16 protein-coding genes and 2 pseudogenes are annotated in these 16561 nt (G+C 49.1%); 15 read left to right on the top strand and 3 right to left on the bottom strand.

Annotated elements, in window-relative coordinates; translation table 11 throughout:
• Positions 1-92 precede the first annotated feature (92 nt).
• Complete coding sequence (locus E5354_RS14385) at positions 93-1328, bottom strand: TonB family protein (RefSeq protein WP_123397105.1); 1236 nt, start codon at positions 1326-1328, stop codon at positions 93-95.
• Between the two features lie 329 nt (positions 1329-1657).
• Between E5354_RS14385 and E5354_RS13780 the strand changes: the two genes are divergently transcribed.
• Positions 1658-2161 carry a hypothetical protein gene (locus E5354_RS13780; RefSeq protein WP_123397104.1) on the top strand — a complete coding sequence of 168 codons (504 nt, stop codon included), beginning with the start codon at positions 1658-1660 and terminating at the stop codon, positions 2159-2161.
• 167 nt (positions 2162-2328) lie between these two features.
• On the opposite strand, the gene E5354_RS13775 is transcribed toward E5354_RS13780, so the two are convergent.
• Positions 2329-2799, bottom strand: coding sequence for a macro domain-containing protein (locus tag E5354_RS13775; RefSeq protein WP_123397103.1), 471 nt, complete (start codon positions 2797-2799; stop codon positions 2329-2331).
• Positions 2800-2864: 65 nt separating this feature from the next.
• A complete protein-coding gene (locus E5354_RS13770) occupies positions 2865-3122 on the bottom strand; it encodes a hypothetical protein (protein ID WP_135947816.1) in 258 nt (85 codons plus the stop codon).
• Positions 3123-3636: 514 nt separating this feature from the next.
• On the opposite strand from E5354_RS13770, the pseudogene E5354_RS13765 reads away from it, so the two are divergent.
• From E5354_RS13765 to E5354_RS13700, 14 genes and pseudogenes are all read left to right on the top strand, one after another.
• Positions 3637-5187: pseudogene (locus E5354_RS13765) on the top strand (TraG family conjugative transposon ATPase); the annotation flags it as partial.
• A gap of 56 nt (positions 5188-5243) precedes the next feature.
• Positions 5244-5942, top strand: coding sequence for a hypothetical protein (locus E5354_RS13760; protein WP_246863829.1), 699 nt, complete (start codon positions 5244-5246; stop codon positions 5940-5942).
• Positions 5943-5952: 10 nt separating this feature from the next.
• Positions 5953-6627 carry a hypothetical protein gene (locus E5354_RS13755; protein WP_135947817.1) on the top strand — a complete coding sequence of 225 codons (675 nt, stop codon included), beginning with the start codon at positions 5953-5955 and terminating at the stop codon, positions 6625-6627.
• Between the two features lie 13 nt (positions 6628-6640).
• Positions 6641-7330 carry a DUF5045 domain-containing protein gene (locus tag E5354_RS13750; RefSeq protein ID WP_135947814.1) on the top strand — a complete coding sequence of 230 codons (690 nt, stop codon included), beginning with the start codon at positions 6641-6643 and terminating at the stop codon, positions 7328-7330.
• A gap of 26 nt (positions 7331-7356) precedes the next feature.
• Positions 7357-8502 (top strand): hypothetical protein, encoded by a 1146-nt coding sequence (locus E5354_RS13745; protein WP_123550291.1) that lies wholly within the window; start codon positions 7357-7359, stop codon positions 8500-8502.
• 19 nt (positions 8503-8521) lie between these two features.
• Positions 8522-9118 (top strand): conjugative transposon protein TraK, encoded by a 597-nt coding sequence (traK, locus tag E5354_RS13740; RefSeq protein ID WP_103983131.1) that lies wholly within the window; start codon positions 8522-8524, stop codon positions 9116-9118.
• A gap of 20 nt (positions 9119-9138) precedes the next feature.
• Positions 9139-9636 (top strand): hypothetical protein, encoded by a 498-nt coding sequence (locus E5354_RS13735; RefSeq protein WP_135947813.1) that lies wholly within the window; start codon positions 9139-9141, stop codon positions 9634-9636.
• Complete coding sequence (locus E5354_RS13730) at positions 9623-10822, top strand: conjugative transposon protein TraM (RefSeq protein ID WP_135947812.1); 1200 nt, start codon at positions 9623-9625, stop codon at positions 10820-10822. Before E5354_RS13735 ends, E5354_RS13730 begins: the two co-directional genes overlap by 14 nt.
• Before the next feature lie 21 nt (positions 10823-10843).
• The gene (gene traN / locus E5354_RS13725) at positions 10844-11716 is read left to right on the top strand and encodes a conjugative transposon protein TraN (protein ID WP_135947811.1); all 873 of its coding nucleotides are present in this window, start codon (positions 10844-10846) and stop codon (positions 11714-11716) included.
• A gap of 9 nt (positions 11717-11725) precedes the next feature.
• Positions 11726-12196 carry a hypothetical protein gene (locus E5354_RS13720; protein ID WP_135947810.1) on the top strand — a complete coding sequence of 157 codons (471 nt, stop codon included), beginning with the start codon at positions 11726-11728 and terminating at the stop codon, positions 12194-12196.
• A 12-nt stretch (positions 12197-12208) separates the two neighbouring features.
• Positions 12209-12814 (top strand): annotated as a pseudogene (locus E5354_RS13715) (YWFCY domain-containing protein); the annotation flags it as partial.
• A gap of 321 nt (positions 12815-13135) precedes the next feature.
• Positions 13136-14503: a site-specific integrase gene (locus E5354_RS13710; RefSeq protein WP_107036856.1), complete on the top strand. Its 1368-nt coding sequence runs from the start codon at positions 13136-13138 to the stop codon at positions 14501-14503.
• Between the two features lie 5 nt (positions 14504-14508).
• A complete protein-coding gene (locus tag E5354_RS13705; RefSeq protein ID WP_123397251.1) occupies positions 14509-15840 on the top strand; it encodes a tyrosine-type recombinase/integrase in 1332 nt (443 codons plus the stop codon).
• A 257-nt stretch (positions 15841-16097) separates the two neighbouring features.
• Positions 16098-16448 carry a helix-turn-helix domain-containing protein gene (locus tag E5354_RS13700; protein ID WP_107036858.1) on the top strand — a complete coding sequence of 117 codons (351 nt, stop codon included), beginning with the start codon at positions 16098-16100 and terminating at the stop codon, positions 16446-16448.
• Positions 16449-16561: the final 113 nt, after the last annotated feature.

Here is a 16561-nt window from a genome sequence, read left to right as displayed (position 1 = left end):
TGCAAGGAACTCGACCGCCTCACTTCTTCTTTCCCTGCTGTCATGGAGGATCTTGAACAGCCACATCGCAGGAGTATGAGGCGATGATATGTTCAGTCTATTTTCCGACCTGTCTTGTCGATATAATACCAACCGTCACTCTCCCAGTAACTGTGTTCCGCATCATATTGCCTGTTTTCTCCGGTATCAGCCACTTTCGCTTTGCCATTCTCAAAAGGAAACGCACACTTGAACCGTGGAGCGATGACGGTGTTTCCCTTCTCATCGGCATATCCAATCCGACCCTGTTCATCAACTATGCGGTACATACCATCCACCACATAATCATCGCCATTATCAAAATGGAAAGCGGGATAAAGTTTGCTTTGCCTTTCATCATAATCGGCTTTATTGAATTTTATGGGAAGTGCCAACCATTTATCCACAGGCAAAAGGTCGAGTGTTGCAGGCATAAATCGCGGAAAACCCGAAACCAACCTCAATGCTTCCGCATCAAGAGATGGATCTTTTTCTCTTACTATTTTTACGGAATCTATTTCTCCTGTTTTGCGGACAAGGAATTGTAGCACTACGCGCCCCTGTATGTTTTTGTCATAAGCATCCTGCGGATATTTCAGATTATCATAGATATACGACAGCATCGCAGTGTCACCTCCGGGAAACTGTGGAGTGGTCTCATGCTCTGAGTATATTTCATCCTGACTGTTGTTTGTCTCTCGATTCATCAATTCTACAATTCCGACCTTATCAGATAACGTGAAACGCAGAATATGGGAATCGAATACATCTCTCTTGAATTTGGATATGATAGAGTCGTTGTTCCCTTGCAGACACACATCTATTGAGCCATCCGATTTGGCTCCAAAAGTAAGGTCTCCATCATATTTTTTCGCGATAGCTTCCCTTAAGAGTTGTGTTGTCTTAATTTGCTCTTTGATTGAACACACACCAATACCCAAATCGAATTCATTTCCTCCGAGCTGTTGAGAAAGAGCTTCGCGGATTTCGACAGTATCTCCGACTACATTTATGGTAAGTCTGTTCCTATCATTCACAAAACAACCTGAATACCATTCCGGAAAATTCATTTCATCGGTCATTCCTACACACGTTGAGTCTGCTCCAAACAGATATGACAACCTTTCAAAATAAGTCCATGCTGGCTCTTGCACCGCCCCTTCTTCATCAGAAGCTAAATTTTCTTCCTTGTGCTTTTGCTCCGTATAGCCTGTCCCACCATACGATACAGCATTTTTATATGATTTGGAACAACCACTTAGCAATAATATGGCAAATGCCACTATCATCGTAACTCTTGATATTTCCATATGATTGTTTTTTTATTAAAACGCAGATATGTAGCTGTTTGTTGTATCTGTGATAAAATATAGGAAAGCAATAATAGTCCATTTTGTCAAGATATTCGCCCGACCGTTCCGAACCGACAAGGAATTTGACAAAGGTTGCAAGGAACTCGACCGCCTCACTTCTTCTTTCCCTGCTGTCATGGAGGATCTTGAACAGCTACAACGTAGAGGTATGAGACGGTGATGTTTGCACTTGTTCATACAATGCGGTATATAGCATTTTTTTGAGCATGAGGATAGCAATATTTAGCAAGTTTTGCCGTTATTATTGCAAACAAAATCGACTCACTATGAAGCAAATACTCAACATCCTTATCCTGCTCACTGTTGCTTTATTGACATCTTGCAACAAAGAGGACAGAGAGCCTGAATATACACCACTTACTATTCATCGACAATTCAATACACAAACTATGCCTGTAAAATTGTCGGAACTCAAAGACTTTGCCGAATATAAGGATAAATTATTTATTGTCAATTCAATAGGTGAATTGCCCGAAGACAGTCATTTCAGTACTGAGGATTTTGTGAGAGCTAACATAAACTTCTCTGAGTATTCTCTTGTTATTGTATATCAACTTATCTTAGGTGATATTGTCACATATCAGTACAGTTGGTGTTACGATAATTGGGAAGAACGCTATCAATTCAACACCACTTATGACCGTATTAAGGACTCGGAATATGTGGACGGCGAAATTGAGAATTTCACATACTTGCGTAGTGCAATTCTTGTCCGCCGTATTCCTGCCGATGCCAAATGGTCTATTTCAATGGGTATCTACGAACATTAACTTTACGTTTTTTCCGCATAGTGGGCTTTACCGTACTTTCGCAGTGCGTTAAAGCCCATTGTCTCATTGATAGCTTATTTCTACAATAAATAAAGTCTTTTGTTCCCCTATTGTACCTCACGGCTGTAACCATCTCATTTTATGGGTTGAAAATACTTGGAATCCAATTATTCGGATATGGGGATGTTGCTTTGGTAGGCTTCCACAACATATAAGTCGATGGTTGGATAATCGGCAGACACTCTATTCAGAACATCTTTCACATCATCCCATTTCAAGCCACCCAATCCGGCCCCAATCGCAGGGAGAGCAATTTTTGTCACATTTTCCCTCACAGCCAATTCAAGCATTGCTTTAACCGACTGCTCGATATATTCTATCCGTGCTCTTGTTCTCCATGTAGCCTGTGTGCCAAGATTATATATGTGTCCGTCTCCATAATTGTAATCGAAAACATCACCAGGCTTGTAAATTCCATCTTTGCACATCGCTTTATATTCCGAATACATTTCCGGGTATTTACTACGAAATTGCAAGGCAATTCCTTTACCCATCGCTCCGGCACAGTTGCATCCGTGGGCATAGCTGCTTACGCCACTGATATTGAATATATCACCTTTCTCAATATATTTAATCATCGTGAGGTTTATTTCAAAAGTTTATTATCCTTATCAACACGCTCATATAAACTGACGTCTTGGAATTAAATCTTTTCGATTATTAAATCTAAAGACCCATCTTCAAGAGAGTTATTCTCATCAAAGTGAAGGTGAGTTCCTGTCTGAACCGATGATTGAGATAAATTTAGCAAGTGATTTGCCAAAGAAACTAACCCATCAGTATTTGCTTCAATTAAGATACTCCCATTCATATCGGAGACCTTAATTTTGAAGTTACCTTCCCATTTGAGTGTCATTCCGGTATCAAAGGAATAGTTCGGAACATCTAATGAGACTTTCATTTAATTCTATTTTTATATTCATATTCTGAACTGTGATTTTTGCCATTTGGGGATAAGCGTTTGATTTCAAATGCAAAGATACATCAAAAATCAGACATATCAACGTATTAGCCTACTTTTCAGTGTGATTAAATCCGACATTGGCAAAGTTGGTGTTCGATAGCCTCTGCAAGATGTGTTTTTGTCGGACATTCGCCCTCCGAAAACACCCTTGCAAGGGGAAACCCCTCGACCCGATTTTGATACGCCGACAAGTGCGGACAGCCATTTTGGAAGTACCAATAGCAAAAAACAGCCCCAAATACACGGTTAAAGATTGTAAAGTAAAATATAAAATAGTTAAGAGATACCACTCTTTGTCAAAGTTTCCGTAATATTGTATCAACACTACCTAACGCACTGAAACACACTTTCTTCGGTTACGGCACGTCATTTTTAGCCCACACATAGGATTTTTGGTTCTCGGACGTACCGTTTAATACTATTAAACGCTGACACATAACAATTTAACCGCTTCCACATGAACAGTGTGGTAAGACAGCTGTTGGAGCAGAACACCGATGTCGTGATGGTCGATACCGGCGACTCCTACGAGGGCATTTGCGGCTATTTCGGCGGCACATACATCTCATACTCAAAGGAGAAGCCTATCTCCATGAACCCGTTTAAGGTGACACGCGAGGAATACGAGCAGAACTTCGGGGAGAAGAAGAATTTTCTCAAATCGCTGATATTCCTGATTTTCAAAGGCAACGAGGCTCCCTCAAAAATTGAGGATATGCTTGTCAACCAGACCATCGTGGAATATTACGAGGCATATTTCAATCCGTTCACATCTTTCTCCGACACCGAGCGTGAGGGCCTGCGCCAGAAATTGCTTGTGGCGGCCAAGATGGAGGACGACTACGAGAAGTTCGCCACCGATATGCGCGACATCGAGGAACAGATAAACTCCCCTGAGCCGGAGACAAAGACAACCGTCCGCGCTCTCATACTCCCTTCCGATGAACGGCGCAACAAGATTATCAGACAGTGTCGGGCACTGAGGGCCATGATTGTTGACCGCGCAACTACCGAGGCGGAGAAAGAGAAAGCTGCCTCAAAGATTGAGGTGTATAAGAAAGAGCTGCACGAGACCTCCATGCTGATGAAGATTGACAAGCAGATAGACCACATGGAGGAGCAGAAACGCCGCCTCAAAGTGCCGTCGCTCTCCTTCAACACCTACTACGAGTTCGCCCTTGAACGGATACCGCAGATCACATCGCTGGAGAAGATACATTTCGACATACGAGACTTTGCCGCTATCCTCAAACAGTTCTACCGTGGTGGAGAGCTGGAGGTGACGCTCAACTCCGACCTTGACACAAATCTTTTCGATGAGCGTTTCATTGTCTTTGAAATCGACAAGATTAAGGATGACCCAGTGCTTTTCCCTATCGTGGTGCTGATAATCATGGACGTGTTTCTTCAGAAAATGCGTATCAAGAAAGGTCGAAAGGCCCTGATAATCGAGGAGGCATGGAAAGCGATAGCCTCGCCCACTATGGCGGAGTACATAAAGTTCCTGTATAAGACCGTCCGCAAGTTCCACGGCATAGCCGGTGTGGTGACACAGGAGCTTAACGATGTTATTGACTCTCCCATCGTAAAGGAGGCGATAATCAACAACTCCGATGTGAAGATATTGCTCGACCAGTCGAAGTTCAAGGACAGGTACAACGATATAGCGGCCATACTCGGACTGACTCCTATTCAGAAACAGCAGATATTCACAGTCAACGCCCTCAATAACAAGGAGGGACGCAACTACTTCAAAGAGGTGTGGATATGCCGCGGCCAGAACTCCGATGTCTATGGCGTCGAGGAGCCGCCGGAGTGTTACTGGGCCTACACCACCGAGAGGGCCGAGAAAGAGGCTCTGAAAATATATCTCCGTCATTACGGCACCATGCAGGAGGCGATAACCAACATCGAGGCCGACCGCAAGAGAGCCGGAATATCCAAATATCTTGATTTTGCCCGTAAGGTCAACCAACAACAGAAAGTAATGTCGCTATGGTAAACATTATAATTCATAATTCACAATGCCTTATGCGTAATGTGCTGATGACTATATGTATGATAACATCATTTCATCACGCCTCGGCATGGAAAGTGGTGATTGACCCGTACTGCCTGAAAGCGGTGACAACCAATCTCGCATCGCAGAAAGCCATCGAGGATCAGCACAACAGGAGACTCGACTCCATATCCGCCAAGCAGAACAAGCTGGAGCAATACACCGTGAGCATGGCTACCATCACCGAACTCTACAAGGTGACTATGGAGAACATTTCCGGCTTCGGCACCGAGAGCAAATATTATGTGGAGATAGGACTGTGCGCCTTCGACATAGTCAAGAGCGTGCCGGAGCTGGTAAAGACCGTAAGCAAGGCCAAGTTCACCAACAAGGCACTATGCCTTAATGAACTCGGCAACCTCACGGCACAGACACAGCAGCTTGTGGCAGACTTCATCAACATAGTCAACAACGGCAAGATTCAGAATCCCCTCAAAGGTCAGGCTACCGCCGCGACCAAGAGCGACGGATACAATTTCCTTGACCGCTACGACCGCCTGACGGTAGCCAACAAAATCTACACCGACCTTCTCGAAATCCGCTACAAGGTTCAGGCTATGATGGCTATGGCTCAGTACGCCACAAAAGATGACCTGTTTTTTGCAATAGACCCGGAGGGCTGGGCCAATATGAAAGTCATGCAGAATCAGGTCGGTATGCTGATACTCAACTGGAACGGACTGCGGATCATAAAATGACGGAGCCATGATGATACGGAAACTTACAATCATAGCTCTGGTGGCTCTGCTTCTTCCCTTAAAGCCATTCGCCTTCGACTTTCCGAAAGACCTGCCGACATTCGAGGCTCTGATGGCTCTGCACAAGGCTGTCAAGAAAGATGAAGACCAGGCGTTGGCACGCATAGCCACGAGCTTCGGGGAGCAATCGCTTGTCACCAAAGGGGCGGAGAAGTTCAATGATGTACGCTCGACGCTCGACACCAAGCTCAACAACGCTTACTCATACGTGATACTCGCCGCTGCCATATCCTCGACCGCCAGCTCACTCTATCTGCTGACAAAGGAATACAAGGACTTTACGGTAAACACCTATAAGTATGTGACAAAGAAGCCTTTTGTCGCGTGGTACTATGCCGACGCCAACCTTGCCATAGCACGCGAGATAAAGCACGCCCAGAAACTATACGCTACCGTGGCCGCCTCCGGCATAAACCTCATGAAAGCCTCGATGGACGAGAAGATGAACCTTGTCATGTCGCTGAAGGACACCATAGAGAACGCCCGGCGGATTATCGACAACGCCAACCTGTGGTGCTACCTCATGACAAACTGTGGCTGGAAGCCTGACTACATCTGGGAGATACTCACCTCCGATGTCAAGGACGAGATTGTGGGAGCGGTAATCAACAAGTGGAACCAATAAACATATACCGATCATGAAATTCAGAACTATCACCGCATTATCGCTTGCCCTGCTCATAGCGGCACTCCCGGCGGCAGTGTCGGCCAAGACACCCACAATCCATGACGACCAGAAGGAGAAGCAATGGCTCTCAATGGAGAACGGGCCGTGGGACTTCGCTCCCGACTGGTACTATTATTTCCTGCACAAGAATTATTCCGGCGCGGAAATGTACTGGAAATGGGCCGGCTTCAAATCCGGCTACCGCGTCCGCTTCAAGGAGGAGAAATCAAATGTCAAACGCATCATGCCCGTGCGTGTCACGGCGGAAGAGACCCAGCGGCAGAAACTATCGAAAGTGGAGAAAGAGCGTGCATACGTCGAATCTCTCTACAAGGAGGAACTGGCACGCGAGGCTGACCGGGCTGTCGATGTCGTCTATTCGATCTACAAGGACGAAATCTGCCGTATGCAGGACTGTATCGCCGACGGGCTTCTCTACTGCCTTAACAAGAGCAAGGGGAAGATGAAGTATCAGGTTGACGAGCTGTCACGGCAGAACGAGATCATCTGCGCCAATATCGCCTATATCCATAAACAGGGTGTCGGCTACGGGCTGGAGAACGCAAAGCGTCAGCAGGCATACGAGGAAGCAAAGGCCGAGCTGGGAAAACTGGTGTCGCGCACCGCCCGCCTCGCGGCAGTGGCCGCCACCCATTACTAACATTAACCTGACTAATTGAAAACTATATGACTTTATTATCAATACTCTGCACAATGGGGCTTCCGGCTATCGACCAGAGCCTTGACAAGCTGCTTGTGGCGATGGAGGCGTTTCCGAATGTGGCGATTTTAGGCGACACCATCAGCTTCGCCCGTATGCTCGGACTGTTGCTCGCCCTGTGCGTAGGCTCATACGAGTGCTGGATGATGATGCTCGGACGGCGAGGCATGGACGTGATGAAGCTGCTCCGCATCATAGGCATATCAATGTGCATATCATCTTCATCATGGATATGCTCGGCTCTCCAGATGCCCGGCAAGTCTTTGGAAGCCACCACTAAATCAATGGCTATGGCGAAGAACAAAGAGGTCGCGGCACTGGAGCTGAAAGTGGCCCAGAAGCAAGGCGAGTATCTTGAACGCCTCCGGGCAGTGCAGGATTCAATATCCACGGCAAAACAGGTCGCTGCCATAGGCGAGGACGCGAACTGGTGGGACAAACTTGTGTATAACGTGGAAAACCTCGGCGAGACCATCAACAACTACGCCCAGCGTGCGGCGGTGGCCGCGGAGACAAAGGTAAGCGAGTGGATAAACGACGTTATACGTTTTGTCGGGGAGCTGATTTTCCAGATGTCCTACTACGGCATACTTGTGGCGCAGAGGATATTCATAGCGATAATGATTGTGTTCTGCCCCATAATGTTCGCCCTGTCACTCGCTCCGCCGTGGAACTCGGCATGGAGCCAATGGATGTCAAAATTCCTCTCCCTCACGTTATGGGGCTTCGTGACCTATATGTGCCTGTACTACATAGACTTCATACTGATGTATAATCTTCAGGAGGATCTGGTGGCATACAACCACCTGTTGCACGGTGCTGTCAACTCGTGGGAGCAGATAGGCGCGCTCGGTTTGCAGGGCATTGGCTCCAACTGTATGTACGCTATGGGTATGCTTGTCGGGGCCTATATCATACGATTTGTCCCTGAGGTCTCATCATGGCTCATACCCGGCGGTGTCAGCAGCGGTGCCGCCTCCCCCTCAGGCAGTGTCGCTATGGGCGCGGCGATGATGGGCGGCTCGGCGGCTCTCAAAGCCACCAACGTGACCCGGAACGTGGCCGGTTCAATCGGCGCACAGGCTGGGAGAAATCTGAAACACACCCCTTAATCAGACAAACAAGATTATCATGCTGATAAAATCACTTGAACAGAAAACACGGCTCGCAATGATGACGGTAATGGCAACCATAATAGGTTGCGCCGCCATCTGCGGGTTCACCGTGTGGCGTTGCGTGTCGCTCGTGACCGAGGAGCGCAAGCAGATATATATTCTTGACGGCGACATACCGTTCCTTGCCGAGCGTGCCGGACTTGAAGCCAATTTCATCATGGAGGCGAAGGCGCATATCCAGCTCTTCCACCAGTATTTTTTCAATCTCCCTCCCGACAACGACTATATCAAGTGGACTGTCGGCAAGGCCATGTATATGGCTGACGGCACCGCCCTGAAGCAGAAGCAGGCCCTTGACGAGAACGGATTTTACTCCGACATCATATCATCTTCGGCTGTCTGCACCATAATCTGTGACTCTATCCAGTTCGACGAGCATACACGCAAGTTCAGCTACTACGGGACGCAGATTATCAAGAGGCGTACGCGCGATCTAAAACGCACCATGCTCACCACCGGCTATGTGGAGAATGTGCCACGCACACAGAACAATCCCCACGGACTGATGATAACCAACTGGCGTACTCTTGAAAACAAAGACCTTGACTATTGACAAATCCCTCAAATCCCGATATGAAATCCCTCAGACAAACTTTCAGCGACAACCGGAGGAAAGCTCATGGCGCAATACGCTCATGGCTCCGGCCGAAGATGGGTGCCATAGGCACACGCTACCGTCTGGCCGCCCGGATCAGAAAGGCCAACTCATGGGCCACGCGACACCCTCGCCGGACTTTCGGCTATGTCGTCGGCTCCCTGCTGATGATACTCGTGTGCGACATCATAGTGACCGGGGCGCGGATGGAGTCACAGGAGCCGGAGCTGCAATCCATCGCCAAGGTCGAGCCTATCTTCAGCGGCTTCCGCACCATTCAGGCCAACAAAGAGGCGCAACGCCGACGGCTCATGGAGATAACAGGCGACGGTCAGGCAGTAAAGCATGAACTTGACTCCCTTATCGCCATTCCACGCAAGAGCCATGAAGACTCAATCGGCATAATACGCCGGTACAGGCAGCTTGAACAGATTGTAAATTCCCTCAAACATAACGATAACAATGAAAAAAATTAATTTCAGACAACCGAAGTATATCTTCCCTGCGGTGATTTTCGTGCCGCTGTGTGCGCTGATATATTTCGCTATGGAGACTTTCGGCGGCGGTGGCGATGACCCTCAGGCCGTAGCGACAGACCGTATCAACTCCACTCTGCCGGAGGCCAATGCCGAGGCTCCCGGTGACAAGATGTTCGAGATGTCACGCCGCTTCGGTGACGAGGACGCCTTTACCGCCGTGGGCGCGCTCGGCGAGGAACAGGAGGAACGAGAGACTCTGGAACACGGCTACACCGAGGACGAGCTGAACCGTCTCGACGCGGCCGAGGCTGAGCGTATCCGTCAGCAGCAGGAGCTGGAGGAACTGGAGCGTTCCCTTGCTGAATCGCGCCGGCATATCAACTCATACGCTTACGGCGACGGCTATAATCCTGCCGACTATGAACCTGCCGTTGACCCTCGGAGCGAATATGCACGCGACCTTGAGGCGATACAGCAGCGCAGCTACGAGCGTCAGAAAGCTATCGAGGCCGGACTTGGCATAGGACAGCCCGACCCGGAGGAAGCCATGCGCAAGCACCGGGCCGACTCCATAGCAAGGGCGCGTGAGGTAGAGCGTGAGAAGAACCGCCCCTTGCTGGTGCTTAAATCAAGGGAGACAAATGCCGACAAGTTCAATACCGTGGGGAGTTCGGCCGATAATGTCGATGCTCCGCTTATCCGTGCCATGATCGACAAGACAACAAAGGCGCACGAGGGCACGAGGCTACGTTTCAAGTTGCTCGACGATGTGACAATACATGATGTGAGGCTTGCAAAGGGCACATATCTGTACGGCACCGTCACCGGCTTCGGCCAACAGCGTGTCCGCGCCGCCATCACTTCCATTCTTGTAGGCGGAAAGTTCCTGAAAGTGAACCTTTCGGTATTCGACAACGACGGCATGGAGGGCTTCTATGTCCCGGAGTCCGCTTTCCGCGATTTTATGAAGGAGGCGGGTGCCAGCACAGTGCAGCAGAATATCAGCTTTGAGTCCGAGAGCGGCTACGGCTCCGTAATATCCGGCGAGGCCATTGCTTTGCAGGCTCTCCAGAATATGTATAACTCCGCGACTTCCGCTGTGTCGGCCAATATCCGCAAGAACAAGGCGAAAATCAAATACAACACCATCGTTTACCTTATCAATTCAGACGAAGCATATTAACCGGTAATCAACCAACCCATTATGAAAGATAGAATAATTGCAGCGACCCTCGCGCTATGCGCTGTCGCAATCCCGGCAACTGCCAAAGAGAAGATTCTTGTAAACTCGGAAGTGACAACCCATATCGTCATGCCTGAGAATATCAAGATGGTGGACTTATCCACCACAAAGATTATCGGCAACCAGTGTGCCGACAATATCGTGCGTATCAAGCCGTTCATAGAGGCTGACTCTGTACCCTCCCACTACCGCGAGGGTGAGCTGATGGGTACTCTCACACTCATCGGCGAACGACATCTGGCACAGTACGATATGGTATATACCGCCGCACCCTCGCGTGCCGCCTCTATCCACCGTGTGCCATACGCCGGTTTGGACTCATACATCAATCCGGAGGTATCCATGCCACAGTCGGAAATGGCACGTTACGCTTGGGCCGTATATGGCAGCGGTCGAAAGTACAATCAGGTGGTATCGAAAGCCAACGGCATGAAGGCGATTGTCAACAACATCTATTCGATAGGCGACTATTTCTTCATCGACTATTCCCTTCAGAACAGCACCAAGATAGCATACGACATCGCCGAGGTGCGCGTGAAGCTCACTGACAAGAAGGAGGTCAAGGCCACAAACTCGCAGACAGTGGAGCTGTCACCGGTATATTCGCTGAATCTTGCCAAGAAGTTCAAGAAGAACTACCGCAACGTGCTTGTGCTCGACAAGCTGACATTCCCGGACGAGAAAGTGCTTCGCATCGAAATATCCGAGAACCAGATAAGCGGACGTGTCATAACCCTTACCGTGGAGTATGACGATATTCTCAACGCCGACGGCTTCGACTCCGACATACTCAAAAATCTGCCGTTCAACTATTCACCCCATATCTACAAATAATCCGGCACTATGAAAAAGATACTGTTCGCAATCATCTGTGCGGTGGCTTCTATCACGGCCACCGCTCAGGAAAACAAGATAGCCGTCAACGCCGGCTTCCTGTTCCCCTCAACTCTCAACGCCACTGTTGGCTACGAGAGGTCGTTCACCTACGGCAACGCCGTGGAGGTCTATGGCGAGATTGGCAATCACTGGAAATCAGGCGAGGATCAGTTCTGGAAAGGTTATTATTGGGACGGCGGTATAATCTACAAACACCGTCTGCACCGTTACAAGAACGGCAGCTTCCGTGTACGCTTCGGCCCTCAGTTCGGAGCTGTGGAGAGAAAGTTTTTCATCGGTATCGAGGGTGGCTTTGAATACAATTATGTGTTTCAGAACGGATGCGAGTTCTCGATCATACAGAAGAATAATGTGAATTTCCTGCATGGCGACACGTTCCGCAACGGCCTCATGCTCGGCTTCAAGATACCTTTCTAATCCCTTTCCCTTATGGCTTTTGAAGAAACAAAAGAACAGCAACAGATGTATAACTACTTCCGTAGCTGTATCTACATATTCCTGATCATCGAGATTGTGATGAACCTGCCTATCACGGCTGACAACCGCGTGACGCAGTTCATACTCGACCTGCTCGGACGCTTCAAGGTGTTCAACTCCGTGGCCGGGTGCAAGGTTGCCGAGCTTATCTGCATCTGTGTGGTATGTATCGGCACCAAAGCGAAAAAGGCGTTGAAGTTCAACCTGAAGACTATGGTGGTATATCCTGTGCTTGCAGGTCTCACTCTCGTGGGACTATGCTTCATCTTCCATCACGGCACATGGGGTATGTCGCTGTTCGGCTTCCCTGCAAGCCGTGTTCTGTATGCCTTCTGCTCGGTGGTCGGCACCATGCTCGTTCACCAGGGACTTGACGGTATCGCCAAGTATTACAACCACAAGGTCGGCGAGGACAGGTTTAATTTCGAGAATGAATCTTTTGAACAGTCCCGGCAGGAGGTCAATACCCCATATTCAGTGAATATCCCGATGATATTCTACTGGAAAAAGCGTATGCACAACGGCTACATCAACATTATCAATCCGTTCCGTGGCACATAAAAACCAAAAGAAGCAAATCGGAATGAACGTCCGTTAATTCAATATTGAATGTAATAACTTGAAATTAAATTACTTGCGAATGAATAGAAATTCAAAAGCCTCCAATCTGCTCCAAACCTTGTATGGGATTTTTGGGAACATGGTTGGGCAACATTGCCCAAAGTTGCCCAAATCCCACTTTATGGGTAGGGATGGCGATGCGCCGGACTATCATGTAACGATGGAAATGTGTCCAAACTTGGTTGAGAACTGTTCCGGTGAATTTACTTTTGTCACCGGAAACAAAACACACGGTATAAATTCAAAAAACGCACGGACATGAAAATATCAGTATATCTCACTTCCTCCGGGAAAGTATGCGCCGACAGCAATATGCGTCAGGTATGTTTCCGTGTACGCGAGGGTTCGGCAGACCTGCGGGCGCGGTCGGGACTGTTCGCCGATCCGGATTACTGGGATGCAGACATCCCCGGCTACAAGCGCACCACAAAACTGCCAAAAGGGGAAATAAAGGCTCTCAACCAAAAGATTGAGGATATAACCGTGATGATACATGAACGTTACACCGAGGGCTGTGACGGCTCATGGCTGCGCAATCTCGTGAAGGACTGTCTCGCCGGAGAGGACGAGGTGACAATGCCAACGGTGGGACATGAGGCACCTGTGCCGGAGGACGAAAAATCATTTGTCGCGCTGTTCCGTGAATACATAGCCCAATCAAAGGTATGCAAGCAGCGGCTGTCGAGCATCAACGGCACTCTGAAAAAGATTGAGCGGTTCCAGCTTTACAACAGTGAGATTTTGGGGAAGAAAGGTTTTGCGCTTTGTCTCGACAGTCTTTCCGCCACTGATATGCAGGATATATGGGACTACATCATGGAGGAGCACCGCTTTTATGCCATCTACCCCGACTTTTACAACCAATTCCATTTTCTCCCCTCAAAAGCCCCTGTGCCTCTTTCCCACAATTTCATGACAAACATATTCCGGCATATACGCTCATTTCTGAACTGGGCTTTGAAACAGGGGCTGACCGCAAACGAGCGGTGGCGCGGCTTTTCAGTCAGGCGCGAAGCCTACGGGACACCCATATATCTGACGCTGGAGGAGCGCGACCGCATACTCTCCACCGATTTGAGCGGTTTCCCGCGGCTTGAACGCCATAGGGATATGTTCATATTCCAATGCCTTGTGGGGTGCAGAGCCGGAGACCTTTACCGCATGACCGCAGACAATATCAAGGACGGTTTTCTGGAATACTATCCGCACAAGACCATCGGCAATGATGGCAGACCTTACGGCGCGACCCTTTGCCGTGTGCCTCTGAACGACAAGGCGAGAACGCTTCTTGCGAAATATGACGGCATATCCGGTAGGTCACTGTTCCCTTGTCTCAACAAGGCGTCATACAACGAGGATATAAAGGTTATAACCCTCATCGCCGGAGTGACACGGACGGTTGTGGTCACAGACCCCAAGACAAATGAGGCGGTGAAAAAGCCAATTTACATAGCCGTGAGTTCCCACACAGCACGAAGGACATTCATTGCCAATCTTTACAGGCTTGTCAAGGACCCGAACCTGATCGCCTCGATGACGGGGCACTCGTTGAATAGCAAGGCGTTCAGACGGTACAGGGCAATCGCCGAGGATATGAAGCACGAACTTGTAAACATGATGGACTGATAGCTATGAAAGTAACAGCATACATACGCAACAAGACCGCCGCGAAGAATAACGTGACCGACAAAGCCACCGTATATTTCCGTGTCCGTGACACCGGGTGCGACATCAAGGCGGCGAGTGAGCTGACCATAAATCCCAATCATTGGAGCGCGGAACTGCAAGGATACAAAAACCGCGTGTCGCTCGTATCGGAACCCAAGCGCAGGGCGTTCAACCGACAGGTGAGGGAACTTGCCGACCGCATAGCCGAGGAATACCGCAGGGGCGTTTCGGGAGACTGGCTGCAACGTGTCATAGACGAATACCACCATCCGCGTATCCATGACAGTGCCGGAGCGGTGGTTGATACCCGTCTTACCGAGGTGATCGGCAGATATGTGAGGCGGCGCGGTCTTTCACAAAGTACCACATATACCTTCAACAGCATATCCCGTAAGATAAGGCGGTTTGAACGCTATCAGCAGGAAATCATGCACAGGCGTTCATTCTCCCTCAAAGCCGATACCATGACCGAGCATGACCTGCACGACTTCCGGACATTCTGCATGAGCGAGCATCTGCTCGTGAGCCGATACCCGGTTTTATACAAGGGGCTTGGGAAAATGCGTACCCCGGCGGAACCGCTTTCCGAAAACGGCATTTACGATATACTGAACCGTCTGAGCGGAGTGCTTAAATGGTGCGACCGCAACGGTATTCCAACGCAAAAGCCGTTCCAACGGTTTGAGATGCGGACACCCGTATATGGCACGCCGTGGTATCTGACGTTGGAGGAACGTGACAGTATATATTACCTCGACCTGTCGGGAAAGCCGGAACATCTGAGGCAGATGCGCGACATCTTCATGTTCCAATGTCTGATAGGTTGCCGCATGGGTGATATTCCGCGCATGACACGGGCCAACATCGTCAATGGTGCCATAGAGTATATCCCGCACAAGACAAAGGACGGCAATCCCCGGACTGTACGCGTTCCGCTCAACGACAAGGCGAGAGCGGTGCTCGAAAGGCACAGCCACCGCAAAAGTTCCCTGCTCCCTTTCTTTGAGGACTGGAGATACAACAACGCTATCCGGGAACTGTGCACTCTTGCAGGGATAACGCGCATGGTATCGGTAATCGACACAAAGACGCGCGAGGAGGTCAAACGCCCGCTTAACGAGATAGCATCATCGCACCTCGCAAGACGCACATTCATAGGCAACCTGTACAAACAGGTGAAAGACCCCGATCTCATAGCCTCCATGTCGGGGCATGTGGAGGGAAGCCGGGCTTTTGCAAGATACAGGGCGATAGATGATGAGATGAAGATTGAGCTTGTGAACATGATAAACTGACGGTCAGATTGTCAGACTATATGGTAACATGACTGTAAGATTATATGACTGAAAGATTTTATGTTTACATGACTGTCTCATTTAATGACTGCATGACTGTATTGCTATATGATGGCATGATATAATGACTGTCAGATATAATTTCAACATAGTACCTCTTTACAAGCGGAGGACGGTCGGGTTCAAAAAACGCTGTCTGAGACCCCTGCACCGATTGACCGACGGCAACAGACTATCATCAAATTAATCAAAAAAGCATGGATATTTACAGTATGATTGAAGCCGGAGGACGCATGAAGTTTGAAGTCACCGGCGAAGACCTCTGCAAGTTCGCCGAGGTGCTTATCGAGAAAGCGCAGGAAATGAAAGCGCGAGAGATCGCCCAAATCCCCACCGAGGAGAAATGGCTGACAAAGAAAGAGGCAGCCGCCATGTGCATGGTGAGCAACACCACGCTGTGGGCATGGAGCAAGTCGGGCTATCTTGTTCCGGCTAAGATGGGACGGCGCACACTCTACGCGCTCTCCGACATTCAGAAGATTCTTGCGACACGTGGCGATGACTGCGAGGCTCCGTCATGGGGCAAGGGGAAAAGGCGTGACGGATGATGAACTGTCCGGCACTTATACGGAGTCCTCCGCGAAGCCGTGAGTGATGGTGGAGACAGACAGGGCTTGCCCTTGTTATAGCCCACTATAACTACTCCGCTTCGCTCCCGTAG

Source organism: Muribaculum sp. NM65_B17, assembly GCF_004793735.1.
Classification (GTDB): Bacteria; Bacteroidota; Bacteroidia; order Bacteroidales; family Muribaculaceae; genus Muribaculum; species Muribaculum gordoncarteri.
This window is presented reverse-complemented; position numbering and strand designations above follow the sequence as displayed.

Coding starts and splice junctions, on each gene's coding strand:
- E5354_RS14385 (WP_123397105.1), bottom strand. CDS start 1,328: ATGGAAATATCAAGAGTTACGATGATAGTGGCATTTGCCATATTATTG.
- E5354_RS13780 (WP_123397104.1), top strand. CDS start 1,658: ATGAAGCAAATACTCAACATCCTTATCCTGCTCACTGTTGCTTTATTG.
- E5354_RS13775 (WP_123397103.1), bottom strand. CDS start 2,799: ATGATTAAATATATTGAGAAAGGTGATATATTCAATATCAGTGGCGTA.
- E5354_RS13770 (WP_135947816.1), bottom strand. CDS start 3,122: ATGAAAGTCTCATTAGATGTTCCGAACTATTCCTTTGATACCGGAATG.
- E5354_RS13760 (WP_246863829.1), top strand. CDS start 5,244: ATGATAACATCATTTCATCACGCCTCGGCATGGAAAGTGGTGATTGAC.
- E5354_RS13755 (WP_135947817.1), top strand. CDS start 5,953: ATGATACGGAAACTTACAATCATAGCTCTGGTGGCTCTGCTTCTTCCC.
- E5354_RS13750 (WP_135947814.1), top strand. CDS start 6,641: ATGAAATTCAGAACTATCACCGCATTATCGCTTGCCCTGCTCATAGCG.
- E5354_RS13745 (WP_123550291.1), top strand. CDS start 7,357: ATGACTTTATTATCAATACTCTGCACAATGGGGCTTCCGGCTATCGAC.
- traK (WP_103983131.1), top strand. CDS start 8,522: ATGCTGATAAAATCACTTGAACAGAAAACACGGCTCGCAATGATGACG.
- E5354_RS13735 (WP_135947813.1), top strand. CDS start 9,139: ATGAAATCCCTCAGACAAACTTTCAGCGACAACCGGAGGAAAGCTCAT.
- E5354_RS13730 (WP_135947812.1), top strand. CDS start 9,623: ATGAAAAAAATTAATTTCAGACAACCGAAGTATATCTTCCCTGCGGTG.
- traN (WP_135947811.1), top strand. CDS start 10,844: ATGAAAGATAGAATAATTGCAGCGACCCTCGCGCTATGCGCTGTCGCA.
- E5354_RS13720 (WP_135947810.1), top strand. CDS start 11,726: ATGAAAAAGATACTGTTCGCAATCATCTGTGCGGTGGCTTCTATCACG.
- E5354_RS13710 (WP_107036856.1), top strand. CDS start 13,136: ATGAAAATATCAGTATATCTCACTTCCTCCGGGAAAGTATGCGCCGAC.
- E5354_RS13705 (WP_123397251.1), top strand. CDS start 14,509: ATGAAAGTAACAGCATACATACGCAACAAGACCGCCGCGAAGAATAAC.
- E5354_RS13700 (WP_107036858.1), top strand. CDS start 16,098: ATGGATATTTACAGTATGATTGAAGCCGGAGGACGCATGAAGTTTGAA.